The organism is Janthinobacterium longum, assembly GCF_051380735.1.
Lineage (GTDB): Bacteria > Pseudomonadota > Gammaproteobacteria > Burkholderiales > Burkholderiaceae_D > Janthinobacterium.
This window is the reverse complement of record NZ_JBNYXQ010000001.1, coordinates 399939-414347: the sequence shown is the minus strand read 5'-3', so window position 1 is coordinate 414347 and position 14409 is coordinate 399939. Positions and strand designations below refer to the sequence as shown.

Here is a 14409-nt window from a genome sequence, read left to right as displayed (position 1 = left end):
ACAACGGCGATCTTGCGCGGAGCTGCTCCGCGCGGCCGCCGCGGATAACCGCCAGCATAGGCAGGAACTTTAAAACACGTGCGTCTCTCTTCCATCAAGTTGTCGGGGTTTAAGTCTTTCGTCGACCCCACCAATTTCCAGGTGCCGGGCCAGCTGGTGGGCGTGGTCGGGCCGAATGGCTGCGGCAAGTCGAATATCATCGACGCCGTGCGCTGGGTGCTGGGCGAATCGAAGGCGTCGGAATTGCGCGGCGAATCGATGCAGGACGTGATCTTCAACGGCTCCACCCACCGCAAACCAGCCGGGCGCGCCTCGGTCGAGCTGGTGTTCGACAATAACGACGGCAAGGCCTCGGGCCAATGGGGCCAGTACGCCGAGATCGCCGTCAAGCGCACCCTGACGCGCGACGGCACCTCTACTTACTACATCAACAGCCAGCCGGTACGCCGGCGCGATATTCAGGATATTTTCCTTGGCACTGGCCTTGGGCCGCGCGCCTACGCCATCATTGGCCAGGGCATGATTTCGCGCATTATCGAATCGCGCCCGGAGGAGCTGCGCGTGTTTCTCGAAGAAGCGGCCGGCGTGTCGAAATACAAGGAACGCCGGCGCGAGACGGAAAACCGCTTGCAGGATACGCGCGAAAACCTGCTGCGGGTGGAAGATATCCTGCGCGAACTGAACGCCAACCTGGAAAAGCTCGAAGCGCAAGCCGCCGTGGCGACCCGTTTCCATGCCTTGCAGGCGGACCAGGAAGAAAAGCAAAAGCTGCTGTGGCTGCTGCGCAAGAACGAAGCGCAAAACGAGCAGACGCGCTATTTCCGCGAAGTCGAGCAGGCGCAGACCGACCTGGAAGAGCAGACGGCCAAGCTGCGCAACGTGGAGCTGACCCTGGAACAGATGCGCCAGGCCCACTTTGCCGTCGGCGACCGCCTGCATACGGCGCAAGGCCACCTGTACCAGACGAATGCGGAAATCGGCAGCCTGGAAGCACAGATCAAGTTCGTGATCGAATCGCGCGCGCGCCTGCAGGCGCAGCTGGCCACCTTGACCGCCCAGCGTGACCAGTGGAGCAGCCAAGGCGGTGAATACCAGGAGCAGATCGAGGAAGCCGAATTCCAGCTCGAAGAACTGGCGGCCAAGGTCGAGCAGTCGCAGATGATGGCCGAGCAGAAGGGCGAGCAGTTGCCCGAGCTGGACGCCGCCTGGCGCGCAGCCCAGCACAAGAGCACGGAATCGCGCGCGAAAATCATGCAGGCGCAGCAGCAGCTGGAACTGGAATCGGCACACCAGCGCAACGCCTCGAATATCCTGAACGGCCTGCTGACGCGGCGCGAACGCCTGCAGCAGGAAAAAAACAGCCTGAGCCTGCCCGACAGCAGCCACCTGGAAAACCTCAAGCTACAGCTGGAAGAAAAGCAGCAGGCGCTGGAGGAGCAGGGCTTTTACCTGGAGGAAGCCTTGGAGCAGCAGCCCAAGCTGGAGCAGGAACGCAGCGAAGCGCAAGCCCAGGTCAATGCCGAAACCGCCGCCAACGCCCAGCTCGAAGCGCGCCTGTCGGCCTTGAAGCAGCTGCAGGAACGGGTGCAAACGCAGGGCAAGGTCCAGCCCTGGCTGAAAAAACACGAACTCGATACCCTGCCGCGCCTGTGGCAAAAGCTGCAGATCGAAGCGGGCTGGGAAGCGGCAATGGAGTCCATCCTGCGTGAGCGCACGTCGGCCCTGCAGCTGTCGAATATCGACTGGGCCAAGGCCTTCTTTGCCGATGCGCCGCCGGCCAAGCTGGCCCTGTATGCGCCATCGACGGTGCCGCCGCAGCCAGAGGCGAGCGTGCCTGGCCTGAAGCCTTTTATCAATCTGCTCAAACTCAATGATCCCGGCTTGCGCGGCCTGCTGCAGGACTGGCTGCACAATGCTTACGCGGTGGAAGACGCCGCCGAGGCGTTGGCGGAACGAAGCAAGCTGCCGCCGGGCGGCTATTTTGTCACCCGCGCCGGTCACGTGGTGACCGCCGGCAGCGTGCGTTTCTACGCGGCCGACTCGGAACAGGAAGGCATGCTGGGACGCCAGCAGGAAATCGACAATATCGGCAAGCAGTTGCGCGCCCAGCAACTGCTGGCCGAAGAAGCGCGCGCCCGTTCGGTACGCGCCGATGCGGCGGTGGCGGCCCTGAGCCGCAACCTGTCCGATCTGCGCCTGCGGATACAGCAATTGACTTCCTCCGTGCATACCTTGCAGCTGGATGTGGTGAAACTGTCCGAAGTCGAGGCACGCTTCAACCAGCGCAGCACGCAGATCGGCGCAGACCTAGCGGAAATCGCTGCCCAGGAAGCCGAACAGCAGCAGATCAAGGCGGAGTCGGAAGAGAAATTCGAACAGCTCGACATGGAACTGGGCGATTTGCAGCAAGAGCATGAAGACGGTCAGGCCGACTTCCTGCGTAAAGAGCAGCTTTTGTCCGAGGCGCGCGATGCCTTGCGCGACCTGGAACGCGCCGCCAAGGATATCGAATACGCGGAAAAATCGCAGCGCACCCGCATCGAGGAATTGCGCCGCAATATCGCCACCGCCAGCACCCAGGCGCAGCAAGTAACGGCCAGCCTGGAGGCGGGCCAGCTGGAACTGGCCAACCTGGAAAGCGGCGCGGCCAATGACGGCTTGCAAGATCTGCTGGAACGGCGCACCAGTCAGGAAAAGGCATTGTCCGATGCGCGCCATGAGCTGGACCAGGTTACCCAGCAGCTGCGCCTGCTGGAAGACGGGCGCACCCAGTCCGAGCGCAGCTTGCAGCCGCAGCGCGACAAGATCATGGAAATGCAGCTGAAGGAACAGGCCGCGCGCCTGAACCAGGAACAGTTCGCCCAGCAACTGCTGGAGTCCGGCGCCGATGAAGCGGCATTGACGGAAAAGCTGCACCCCGACATGCGGCCGTCCTACCTGCAAGGCGAAGTGACGCGTCTGACCAATGCCATCGCGGCGCTGGGCGCCGTCAACCTGGCAGCGCTGGACGAGCTGGCGCAGGCGTCCGAGCGCAAGAACTTCCTAGACGCCCAGAATGCCGACCTGACCGAAGCGATCAACACGCTGGAAGACGCCATTCACAAGATCGACAAGGAAACGCGCGACTTGCTGCAAGACACGTTCGACAAGGTCAACCACCATTTTTCGGAGCTGTTCCCGATTCTGTTCGGTGGTGGGCAAGCCAGGCTGACCATGACGGGCGACGAAATTCTCGATTCCGGTGTACAAGTAATGGCGCAGCCTCCCGGCAAGAAAAATGCCACCATCCACCTGCTGTCAGGTGGAGAGAAAGCGCTGACCGCGACCGCACTGGTGTTTTCCATGTTCCGCCTGAACCCGGCGCCGTTCTGCCTGCTCGACGAGGTCGATGCGCCGCTGGACGATTCGAACACGGAACGCTTTTGCCGCATGGTCAAGCGCATGTCCGACCAGACCCAATTCCTTTTCATTTCGCATAACAAGATTGCGATGGAAATGGCCCATCAATTGATCGGTGTGACGATGCAGGAGCAGGGCGTATCGCGCATCGTGGCGGTGGACATGGAGTCCGCCGCAAATTTTGCTACCGAGGCACAAGCAGCATGACAGACCTTCAAATTACCTTGTTCGGCGCCGGCGGCGTCTTTATCGTCGCCGTATTTTCCTACAATAAATGGCAGGAATACAAAGCCAAGAAAAGCGTCGAACGCGCTTTTTCAAATGACCACGACGACGTGCTGATGCGCGAAGGCGAGGCGCAGGCCGGTGTGCCTGGCGCGCCGTTGGAACCTGTTCTGCGCCAGGAACCGCGCTTCGATCCCACGCCCGCCACTGCACCCCACGCCAAGACCGAGCCGTCGTTCGGCGCCGCGCCGGCGCCGGCAGTGTTTGCCGACGAAGCGGGCCAGGGCGACACCAGCTACGGCGCCGAAACCGTGGCCTCGCCCTCGCAGGAACCGAGCGCCGCCAGCGAGCTGGCCACCAGCCTGGTCGACCCGCTGATCGACTGCCTGCTGCCACTGTCGCTCGAAGCGCCGGTGCGCGGCGAAAAAATCCTGCCGGTGCTGCAAACCCTGCGCCTGGTCGGCAACAAGCCTGTGCACTTCATCGGCCTGCACGTCAACGGCGACTGGGAGCCGATCACGCACGGCGGCGTGTACACCAAAATGCAGGGCGGGGTGCAGCTGGCCAGCCGCACCACGGCGCTGAATGAACTGGAATACTCGGAACTGGTCACGCGCCTGCGCGTGGTGGCCGACGATATCGGTGCCGAACCGGAAGTGCCCGACATGATGGAAGTGATGGCCGAAGCGCGCAATCTGCACCGCTTTGTTGCCGGTCACGACGCCCAGCTGGGCGTGAACCTGCACACCAACGGCGCGCCATGGGCGATTTCCACCTTGCTGGTGGCGCTGGAAAAGCAGGGCTTCGATGTGCGCCCCGACGGCCGCTTCGTGATGCCAGACGGCCAGGGCGGCCATCTGTTCTCGCTGTCGACCAATGTCACGCTGGCCGAAGAAACCACGCCGCGCCTGACCCTGCTGCTTGACGTGCCTTGCGTGGCGCCGGCGCGTGACGGTTTCGGCGCCATGGTCGCCTGCGCCCGTTCGCTGGTGGGCCGCCTCGATGCGACCATCGTCGACGATTACAACCAGGCCCTGTCGGATGCGGCCCTGGCCGAAATCGCCGGCCAGGTGCTGGAGTTTTACCAGGAAATGGAAGCGGCCGATATTCCGGCCGGTTCCACCCGCGCGCTGCGCCTGTTCAGCTGAAAAAGTAGCCAGCAATGAGTGATATCACCACCGATGCCGGCGCCCGCGTGCTGGCGCTGACTGCCGAACTGAACCAGCACTTGCACGCTTACCACGTGCTCGACAATCCCGCCATTCCCGACGCCGTCTACGACCAGCTGTTTATCGAGCTGCAGGCGCTGGAAGCGGCGCACCCTGAGCTGCGCGCGCCCGACTCGCCGACCTTGCGCGTGGGCGCAGCACCGCTGCCTTACTTTGAACAAGTGACGCATGCGGTGCCGATGCTGTCCTTGAATAATGGCTTTTCGGACGACGACATTGTCAACTTCGACCGCCGCGTGCGCGAGGGGCTGGACCACGACGGCGCCGAGGTCGATTACGCGGCCGAAGTCAAATTCGATGGCCTGGCCATCAACCTGCGTTACGTCAACGGCCTGTTCGTGCAAGCGGCCACGCGCGGCGACGGCGCCACCGGCGAAGACGTGACGGCCAATATCCGCACCATCGGCGGCATCCCGCTGCGCCTGCATGGCGACCAGATTCCCGCCTTGCTCGACGTGCGTGGCGAAGTGATGATGTTCAAGAGCGACTTTGCGCGCCTCAACGAGCGCCAGCGCGAAGCAGGCCAGAAAGAATTCGCCAACCCCCGCAACGCAGCCGCCGGCAGCCTGCGCCAGCTTGACGCACGCATTACGGCACGGCGCAAGCTGCGCTTTTACGCCTATGGCATCGGTGCGTTGGAAGGGGCCGCCATGCCCGCCTCGCACTCGGCCCTGCTGGACTGGTATGTGACGCTGGGCATCCCGGTCTCGAAAGAGCGCAAGGTAGTGCGCGGCGCACAGGGCCTGTTTGCCTACTTCAAGGACATCGGCGAACGCCGTCCCGGCCTGCCGTATGAAATCGATGGCGTGGTGTACAAGGTCGATGCCACCGAAGACCAGCTGGAATTGGGTTTCGTGTCGCGTGCGCCGCGCTTTGCGCTGGCGCACAAATTCCCGGCCGAAGAAGCGCTGACGGTAGTGCAGGGCATCGATATCCAGGTTGGACGCACGGGGGCGATGACGCCTGTGGCGCGCCTGGCGCCTGTCTCGGTTGGCGGCGTGACGGTCACCAACGCCACCTTGCACAATGAGGGTGAGGTGCAGCGCAAGGATATCCGCGTTGGCGATACCGTTATCGTGCGCCGCGCCGGCGACGTGATCCCCGAGGTGCTGGCGATGGTGCCCGACAAGCGGCCGGCAGGCACGGTGGCTTTCGTAATGCGCGATACTTGCCCGGTGTGTGGCTCGCACGTGGTGCGCGAAGAGGGCGAGGCGGTTGCGCGCTGTTCGGGCGGGCTGTTCTGCTCGGCACAGCGCAAGGAAGCATTTCGCCATTTCGCCGGCCGGCGCATGATGGATATCGACGGCCTGGGCGAGCGTTATATCGACACCCTGGTTGAACTCGATTATGTGCACAGCCTGGCCGACCTGTACGGCCTGAGCCTGGAAAAACTGCTGGAAATGAAGGTGCGCGCAGACGAGCGCGACGGTTCCACGCCAGAGACCGTGCAGCAGGGAAAAGTGCCCACCAAGTGGGCGGAAAACCTGCTGGCCGGCATCGAGGCCAGCAAGCGCCCGCCACTGGAACGCTTTTTGTTTGCGCTCGGTATCCGCCACGTGGGCGAATCGACGGCCAAGACCCTGGCCGAATGGCTGGGCAGCCTGGAGCGCGTGCGCCATGCGCCGGCCCCCCTGCTGCGCGTGCTGCCCGATATCGGCGGCACAGTGGCCGAGTCGATTGCCGATTTTTTTGCAGAAGAGAAAAACCAGCAAGCCTTGCAAGCCTTGCTCGACGCCGGCGTCACGCCGCAGGGCGAACACGCGCCCAGCGCCAAGCTGCGCGAGCAGCTCGACCCGGTCAAACTGCTGGCCGCCATCCGTATCCCGAAACTGACCGAGCCGCGCAGCCGCCAACTGGTCGAGCGCGGCGCCACCCTCGCCACCCTGGCAGAACAGGGTAGTGGTTTCCAGGCCGGTTTGCCGGTCGGCGTGGCCGAGGCGCTGGCTTCCTGGCTGCAGGTGCCGGCGAATCTGGACTTGCTGCGCCAATTGAACGGCATGCGCGAGCAATTGCTGGCAGAATTACCACAACTGCCAGCGGCCGGCGGCAAGTTCGAAGGCAAGACTTTCGTCCTCACCGGCACCTTGCCCACCATGAGCCGCGATGCGGCGGCGGCGCTGATCGAAGCGGCCGGCGGCAAGGTCAGTGGTTCCGTATCGAAAAAAACCAGCTACGTGGTAGCTGGCATCGATGCGGGCAGCAAGCTGGCCAAGGCACAGGAACTGGGGGTGGCATTGCTCGACGAAGCGGCGCTGCTGGCCATGCTGGAGCAGTAACAGTTGCCGCGATATTCCAGAATAATTTACTTATCCAATATTTTTAGAAAACCATGAAAAAAATCAGAAAAGCAGTTTTCCCCGTTGCGGGCCTCGGTAGTCGTTTTTTGCCTGCCACCAAGGCGCAACCAAAAGAAATGTTGCCCATCGTTGACAAACCTTTGATCCAGTATGCGGTCGAAGAAGCAGTAGCAGCCGGTATTACGGAAATGATCTTCATTACTGGCCGCAACAAGCGCGCCATCGAAGACCATTTCGACACGGCTTATGAACTGGAAACAGAACTGGAGGCAGCCGGCAAGCGTCAGTTGCTCGAGATGGTGCAGAACGTGATACCGAAGCATATCAACTGCATTTATATCCGCCAGTCGGCACCGTTGGGGCTCGGCCACGCGGTGCTGTGCGCCCGCCCGGTGGTTGGTGACGAGCCGTTCGCCGTGCTGCTGGCTGATGACTTCATGGATGTGGAAGAGGGCGTGCGTCCGGTACTGGCGCAGATGACTGACGTGTTCCAGTATGAAAACTGTTCGCTGCTGGCCGTGCAAGATGTGCCGCGTGCGGAAACCAAACAATATGGCATCGTCAGCGCTCGCAACTACCAGCCAGATCTGGAACTGGTATCGGCCATCGTGGAAAAGCCGGCGCCCGAAGAAGCGCCATCGACCCTGGCCGTGGTGGGCCGCTATGTGTTGACCAGCCACATTTTCGATCATCTGGAAAAGATCGGCACCGGCGCCGGTGGCGAGATCCAGTTGACCGACGGCATCGCTGCCTTGATGCGCGAAGAACGCGTGCTCGCTTATCGTTATTCGGGCCAGCGTTATGACTGCGGCTCCAAGCTGGGCTACCTGAAGGCCATGACCGCCATGGGTCTCAAGCATCCGGAAACGGGCCCTGCTTTCCGTGCCTACCTTGACCAAATGCAATCGAAGCTGGAAGCGGCGAACCTGGAAGCAAAATGACCGTAAGGGCAATTCTGAAAATGGGCGATCCGCGCTTGCTGCGGATGGCCGAGCCGGTGCGTGACTTCGATACGCCCGAGTTGCACGCCCTGATCGCCGATATGTTCGACACCATGCACGCTGCCAATGGCGCGGGCCTGGCGGCGCCGCAGATCGGCGTCAACCTGCAGCTGGTGATCTATGGTTTCAAGCAGAATCTGCGCTATCCCGACGCGCCGCAGGTGCCGGAAACGGTGCTGATCAACCCCGTACTGACGCCCCTGTCGGAGCGCAAGGAAGAGGGCTTTGAAGGCTGTCTGTCGGTGCCTGGCCTGCGTGGCAGCGTGCCGCGCTGGAGCGAGCTGCACTATGAAGGCTTTGACCAGTTCGGCAAGCCCATCAGCCGGGACTGCGACGGTTTTCATGCACGGGTGGTGCAGCATGAAGTCGACCATCTGCATGGCATCCTGTATCCGATGCGGATTGTTGATTTCACGCAGTTTGGCTATACCGAGGTGATGTTCCCGGATATGGATCCGAACGACGACGATTGAGGGGCAAAGCAGTCGAAGTCCGGGGTCAGACCCTCAATGCCGCTAACTCATAGGCTTGCGCACGCGGGCGAGGGGGTCTGACCCCAGCAGTGAGTCTAGCGCACTTTGCGCCCGCTGCCCATTGTGTCAAGCAAGGCCACCAGCTCGTCGCGCATGGTGTCGGACAGGTTCAGGAAGCGGCAGCCGATCTGTACCTGTTCGCCCAGCAAAAACGAGCGGAAGGTGCGCGAGAGGCGGATTTCCAGGTCGGCGATCATGACCTTGTTTGGTCCCAGCTCCAGGCGCACGCGCGACAGCTTGCGGCCCACGTACAGGCCAATGCTGTCGCGCGGGTGGGCGCGCATGCCGATGCCGCCGGCCGAAAAGTCATACAGCTGCAGTTCATACGGCCGGCCTTCAAGCACGAAGGCGGCAAGGTAGTAGACACCGAGCGGCGTTTCCAGGCGCGCCGATTCGCGTCGTTCCAGCACCAGGCAGTGTGCGGGGAAATTGACCAGGTAGACGTTGGGCCGCTCGGGATAGGCCTCCCACTCGCCATTGATGGTAAATTGCAGCTTGGCGCTTTGCACCCACGACACGAAGGTGGCGCTGCCGGGCGGCAAGCTTTGCCCTTCATTGAGTTCCAGCACGAATTGCGGCAGGTCATCGTCGACCGACAGCACGCGCGCCATGATGGCCTGTTCGCTGCCATTGGCATACACCGAAATGGCGTCGCCATTGTCGGCCAGGCTGCATAGTGTTTCACCGATATCCCACGGGTCGCTCATGTGGTGCGGCTTGGTGCCTGGCGCCATCAGTTCGGCGACATCGGCCAGGCTGGGCGCACCTTTGCGCAGGGGATTGGGAATGGGATCGTTCACAACGGCTATCTCTTGAGTTCTATTGGGCAACAGTGTATAGGTTTACGGCAATATTTACTAAGTAAATATTGCACTTGTCGCCATGACACCATGCGCGCCGTCTATTCGCTTAAAACTGCTCGTCGGCGCTCAGGTAGCGCCACTGGCCGGTGGGCAGGTCGCCCAACTTGACCTTGCCGATCCGTACCCGTTTGAGGCCCAGCACTTTCAGGCCGACCAGTTCGCACATGCGGCGGATCTGGCGTTTCTTGCCTTCGCGCAGGGTAAAACTCAGTTGGTCATCATTCTGCCAGCGCACCTTGGCCGGCAGCAAAGGCTTGCCGTCTAGCCACAGGCCGTGGTTCAGCCGCTTCAATTCGCTGTCCGGCAGTTTGTCGCCCTTGGTATATTGCACACGCACCAGGTATTCCTTGTCGACATCGGTATCGTGGCCGATCAGTTGTTTGGCCACGCGGCCGTCCTGGGTCAGCACCAGCAAGCCGACCGAGTCGATGTCGAGCCGGCCGGCCGCCACCAGGCTGCGCAGCTGGGTCGGGTGGAACTGTTCCGGACTGCGGTCTTCAGCCCAGCGGTTCTCGTCCTTGATCAGTGCCACGGCCGGCGTGTAGCCGTCTTCGGCCTGGCCGCTGACATAGCCGACCGGTTTGTTGATCAGCACGGTAACACGCTTGGACTGCTCGGCGGCCGCCTGGCGCTCGACGGTGATGCGCTGGCTCGGGTGCACCTTGCTGCCCAGTTCGGACACCACCTTGCCGTCCACGCGTACCCAGCCGCGGGCGATCCATTCATCGGCTTCGCGGCGGGAGGACAAGCCCAGTTCGGACATGCGTTTGGACAGGCGTAATAATTCTTCGGTCATGGTCTTTGTTTCGGTAAAGGGAAAGCGAGGCGCTGGAGATGTCAGTTCATTACACTTTCAGCGCATCGAGTAAATCGGTTTCCAGCAAGATCTGGTTGCGGGCATTGTTGAGCGCAGGGCCATCGACCAGGAACACATCTTCGACCCGCTCGCCCAAGGTCATGATCTTCGCCGTATGCAGGTTGACGCGGTATTTGGTCAGCACATTGGCGATCGAATACAACAAGCCCGTGCGGTCATTGGCGGCCACGGACAGCAGGTAGTACTGGCCCCGTTCGTCGGGCCGCAGATCGACCGTTGGCTGGAACGGGAAAGTGCGCGACAGGCGCGACAGCCGTCCCTTGCCGGGCGGCGGCAGCGGCGACTGCGACAGCAGCAGTTCGCCCAGTTCATGCTCGATCAGGCTGATGATGTCGCGGTAGCTCTTGGCAAAACTTTGCTCCGTCACCAGGAAGGTATCGAGCGCGTAGCCGTTGCGCGTCGTATGGATCTTGGCGTCGAGAATGCTGAAATTCTTCCTGTCAAAATAGCTACAGATGCGCGCGAACAAATCGGGCTGGTCGGGCACATACACGGCCACCTGCAAGCCTTCGCCGATCGGTGCGAGGCGGCATTTTACCACCGGCAGTTTGCTGTCGAGTTTGTCGTACAGCGAGCGCGTCTGCCAGGCGATGTCGGATGCGTCGTGGCGCAGGAAATAGGCGACGTCGAGCTGTTGCCACAATTTGACGTGCGCGTCCGGCGGCAGGCCGTACAGGCGCAGGGTGGACAGCGCTTCCTGCTGGCGGTTCTTCAGTTCGCGGTCGGCCGAATGCGGTTCGCCGCCCAGCACGCGCAAGGTCACCTTGTACAGGTCTTCCAGCAGCTTGCCCTTCCAGGCATTCCATACTTTCGGACTGGTGCCACGGATATCGGCCACCGTCAGCAGGTACAGCGCCGTCAGGTGGCGCTCGTCCCTGACCACCCTGGCAAACGCTTCGATCACGTCGGGGTCGGACAAATCCTGCTTTTGCGCCACTTGTGACATGGCGAGGTGGTTTTCGACCAAAAAGGCCACCAGTTCCGTGTCTTCCGCCGACATGCCGTGCTCTTCGCAGAACTGGGTGGCGTCGGCCACGCCCAGCTTCGAATGGTCGCCGCCACGGCCCTTGGCAATATCGTGGAACAGGGCCGCCACGTACAGCAGCCAGGGCTGCGAAAAATTGGCCATCAGCTGGCTGCAATACGGGTACTCATGCGCATGTTCGCTCATCGTGAAGCGGCGCATATTGCGCACCACCATCAGGATATGCTGGTCCACCGTGTACACATGGAACAGGTCGTGCTGCATCTGGCCGACGATGCGGCGAAAGTTCGGCAGGTAGCGTCCCAGAATGCTCATCTCGTTCATGCGGCGCAGCGCATGGATAATGCCTACCGGCGCCTTCATGATGCGCAGGAACAGGGCGCGGTTGCCCGGATCATGGCGGAACGCCGTGTCGATCCTGAAGCGGCTATGCCACAGCGCACGGGTGGCGCGCGAGGTCATGCCTTTCAGGGCCGGGCGTTCCGTCATCAGGACGAAAATTTCCAGCATCGCCGACGGGTAGCGCTCGAAGGTGTCGTCGGCGCTGATGTCGATCAGGCTGTTGACTTCATTGAAGCGTGGATTGATGGCGATGGCCACGTCGTCTTGCGGAAACAGCCGCGCTTCGATGTTCTGCAACAGGATGGTATTGAGTTGCGTGACGGTCTTGGCGGCCCAGTAATAGCGCTGCATCAAAAATTCGCTGGCGCGGCGCATGTGCGGGCCGCTGCCGGTGGCCTGCAAGCCCAGCGATTCGGCGATTGCCGTCTGCACGTCGAACACCAGCCGGTCTTCGCGCCGCCCCGCGTGCAGGTGCAGGCGCACGCGGATATCCTTGAAGGCGCGCTCCTTTTCCATCAGCTGGCGCGCCTCCGTCAGCGTGATCAGGCCGCCGGTGGCCAGGGTGCGCCACGATGTGGCCAGGCCGGCCGCCTTGGCGACCCATAAAATCACTTGCAAGTCGCGCAGGCCGCCGGGGCTTTCCTTGCAGTTCGGTTCCAGGCTGAAGGCCGTGTCCTCATATTTGGCGTGGCGCTGGCGCATTTCCGCCGTCTTGGCCTGGAAAAACGCCTGCGGGTCCATCGCTGCCGCATAGCGCTGCTGCAGTTGCGCAAACAACGTCTCATTGCCGCACACCAGACGCGCTTCGAGCAGGCTGGTCTGCACCGTAATGTCGGCCTTCGATTCGCTCAGGCATTCATCGACGGTGCGGATGCTGTGGCCGATCTCCAGGCCCAGGTCCCACAGCAGTTGCACCAGTGCCTCGAGTTTTTCCGTGGTCGGCGCATCGGGTGCCCGTTCGAGCAGGATCAGCAGATCGACATCGGAATATGGAAACAGTTCGCCGCGCCCATAGCCGCCCACGCCAACGAGCGCCGTGCCCGCTGGCAGCGCCGCCTCTGCCCACGCTTGCGCCAGCACGCCGTCGACGCTCTGGCGCAAGCTGCGCAGCAGCTTTTCGGGCTTGCCGTCGGCCTGGAAGGCGGCAATGACGACCTGGCGGTCGGCTTTCAGTTGCTGCTTGAGCTCTTCGCGTACGTGCTTTTTCATCGGTGCCCTGGGTTGCTGCGGGAAAGGGAAGGTCAGGCCTTGTTCAGGATAAAGGCCGGCGGTGGCGGCATTTGCGGCGAGACTGTCAGCACCTCGTAACCGGTTTCGGTCACCAGTACCGTGTGCTCCCATTGCGCCGACAGGCTGCGGTCTTTGGTCTTGATGGTCCAGCCATCGTTCATTTCGCGGATCTCGCGGCGGCCCGCATTGATCATCGGTTCGACCGTGAAGATCATGCCCGCTTCAAGGCGTTCCAGGGTGCCCGGCTTGCCGTAGTGCAGCACCTGTGGCTCTTCATGGAACACCGTGCCGATGCCGTGGCCGCAAAATTCGCGCACCACGCTGTAGCCGGCTTTTTCCGCGTGCTGCTGGATCGCGTGGCCGATATCGCCGAGGTGCGCGCCCGGCTTGATCTGGTCGATGCCCAGCCACATGCATTCATAGGTAATTTCCGCTAGGCGCTTGGCGAGGATGGTGGGCGTGCCGAGCAGGAACATGCGGCTGTTGTCGCCGTGGTAGCCATCCTTGATGACGGTGATGTCGAGATTGACGGAGTCGCCGCTTTTCAACACCTTGTCGCCCGGAATGCCGTGGCATATCACGTCGTTGACGGAGGTGCAAATGGCCTTTGGATAAGGCGTGTAGCCAGGCGGACAGTAATTGAGCGGGGCCGGGATGGTGCCTTGCACATTGACCATGTATTCATGACACAGGCGATCGAGTTCGCCGGTGGTGACGCCGACCTTGACGAACGGCGTGATGTAGTCGAGCACTTCGGCGCCCAGCTTGCCGGCGACGCGCATGCCTTCGATGTCGGCGGCGGAGTTGATACGGATAGTGGACATGATGGGTATCGCAATCTGCAAGATATTCGGTGAAAAAGCGCAGAACAGTCCTGGTGGACAAAAAAAATCTGCAAATATGCCGAAATTATAAACGAGGCAGTAGCGCTGCGCGGCGGCGCTTTCAGAGTGGGGGAGGAGGTAATCGCGAAATGCGCCAGATTGGTGCATCAGGAGAAACAGGCAAACGAAATAAACCGTTTTTTTCTGTGTCATCCGCCGTGTTTTTTGCGGCCCGTACTGGCGTGGCTGGCATCTGCACAGTTTCAATGGTGCATGCACCGGAAAAGCGCATTGCGCCATGCGGCAGCGAGGCCATTGCACCGAAGAATGGCACGCATCTCTGCATTGAAGAATAACAACGTTCTTTTGATATGGAAATCGAAATATTCCTGCGTATCGAAAGTGTTGTTTCTTTGTTGAATTTAGTTTTGCACAACATTGACAGTGCCACTTTTAAAATGGTTTGATGTCGTCATGTCCAGGGCAATCCAGCTGGCTCGCTTACAAAGCGAACAACGGTCAGGCACATGGCCGGCAGTATTGATTCGATAAGACATTAAACATACCTATGTTTACAAGAGGCTGACCAAATCGGTCGGTAAAA

At 61.4% G+C, this 14409-nt stretch carries 10 protein-coding genes; 6 read left to right on the top strand and 4 right to left on the bottom strand.

Features of this window, described 5'->3' with window-relative positions:
* Positions 1-78 precede the first annotated feature (78 nt).
* From smc to def, 5 genes are read left to right on the top strand one after another with little or no spacing between them, the layout of a single operon-like run.
* The gene (gene smc / locus ACQ4WM_RS01875) at positions 79-3606 is read left to right on the top strand and encodes a chromosome segregation protein SMC (RefSeq protein WP_436545016.1); all 3528 of its coding nucleotides are present in this window, start codon (positions 79-81) and stop codon (positions 3604-3606) included.
* A complete protein-coding gene (locus tag ACQ4WM_RS01870; protein ID WP_436545015.1) occupies positions 3603-4772 on the top strand; it encodes a cell division protein ZipA C-terminal FtsZ-binding domain-containing protein in 1170 nt (389 codons plus the stop codon). The genes smc and ACQ4WM_RS01870 overlap by 4 nt, the downstream gene beginning before the upstream one ends.
* Positions 4773-4786: 14 nt before the next feature.
* Positions 4787-7129, top strand: a complete 2343-nt coding sequence (gene ligA / locus ACQ4WM_RS01865; protein ID WP_436545014.1) for an NAD-dependent DNA ligase LigA — start codon at positions 4787-4789, stop codon at positions 7127-7129.
* 53 nt (positions 7130-7182) lie between these two features.
* Entirely contained in the window at positions 7183-8091 is a 909-nt protein-coding gene (galU, locus tag ACQ4WM_RS01860; protein WP_436545013.1) for a UTP--glucose-1-phosphate uridylyltransferase GalU, read from the top strand.
* Positions 8088-8624 (top strand): peptide deformylase, encoded by a 537-nt coding sequence (gene def / locus ACQ4WM_RS01855; protein ID WP_436545012.1) that lies wholly within the window; start codon positions 8088-8090, stop codon positions 8622-8624. The genes galU and def overlap by 4 nt, the downstream gene beginning before the upstream one ends.
* 95 nt (positions 8625-8719) lie before the next feature.
* Here the strand turns inward: def and ACQ4WM_RS01850 are convergent, their stop codons facing one another.
* The 4 genes from ACQ4WM_RS01850 to map form a co-directional block, all read right to left on the bottom strand.
* Complete coding sequence (locus ACQ4WM_RS01850) at positions 8720-9484, bottom strand: flagellar brake protein (RefSeq protein ID WP_436545011.1); 765 nt, start codon at positions 9482-9484, stop codon at positions 8720-8722.
* A 109-nt stretch (positions 9485-9593) separates the two neighbouring features.
* A complete protein-coding gene (locus tag ACQ4WM_RS01845) occupies positions 9594-10343 on the bottom strand; it encodes a pseudouridine synthase (RefSeq protein ID WP_436545010.1) in 750 nt (249 codons plus the stop codon).
* Positions 10344-10392: 49 nt separating this feature from the next.
* Positions 10393-12960, bottom strand: a complete 2568-nt coding sequence (locus ACQ4WM_RS01840) for a [protein-PII] uridylyltransferase (RefSeq protein WP_436545009.1) — start codon at positions 12958-12960, stop codon at positions 10393-10395.
* A gap of 32 nt (positions 12961-12992) precedes the next feature.
* The gene (map, locus tag ACQ4WM_RS01835; RefSeq protein WP_436545008.1) at positions 12993-13805 is read right to left on the bottom strand and encodes a type I methionyl aminopeptidase; all 813 of its coding nucleotides are present in this window, start codon (positions 13803-13805) and stop codon (positions 12993-12995) included.
* A 29-nt stretch (positions 13806-13834) separates the two neighbouring features.
* On the opposite strand from map, the gene ACQ4WM_RS01830 reads away from it, so the two are divergent.
* Entirely contained in the window at positions 13835-14161 is a 327-nt protein-coding gene (locus ACQ4WM_RS01830) for a hypothetical protein (protein WP_436545007.1), read from the top strand.
* The last annotated feature ends 248 nt before the right edge of the window (positions 14162-14409 follow it).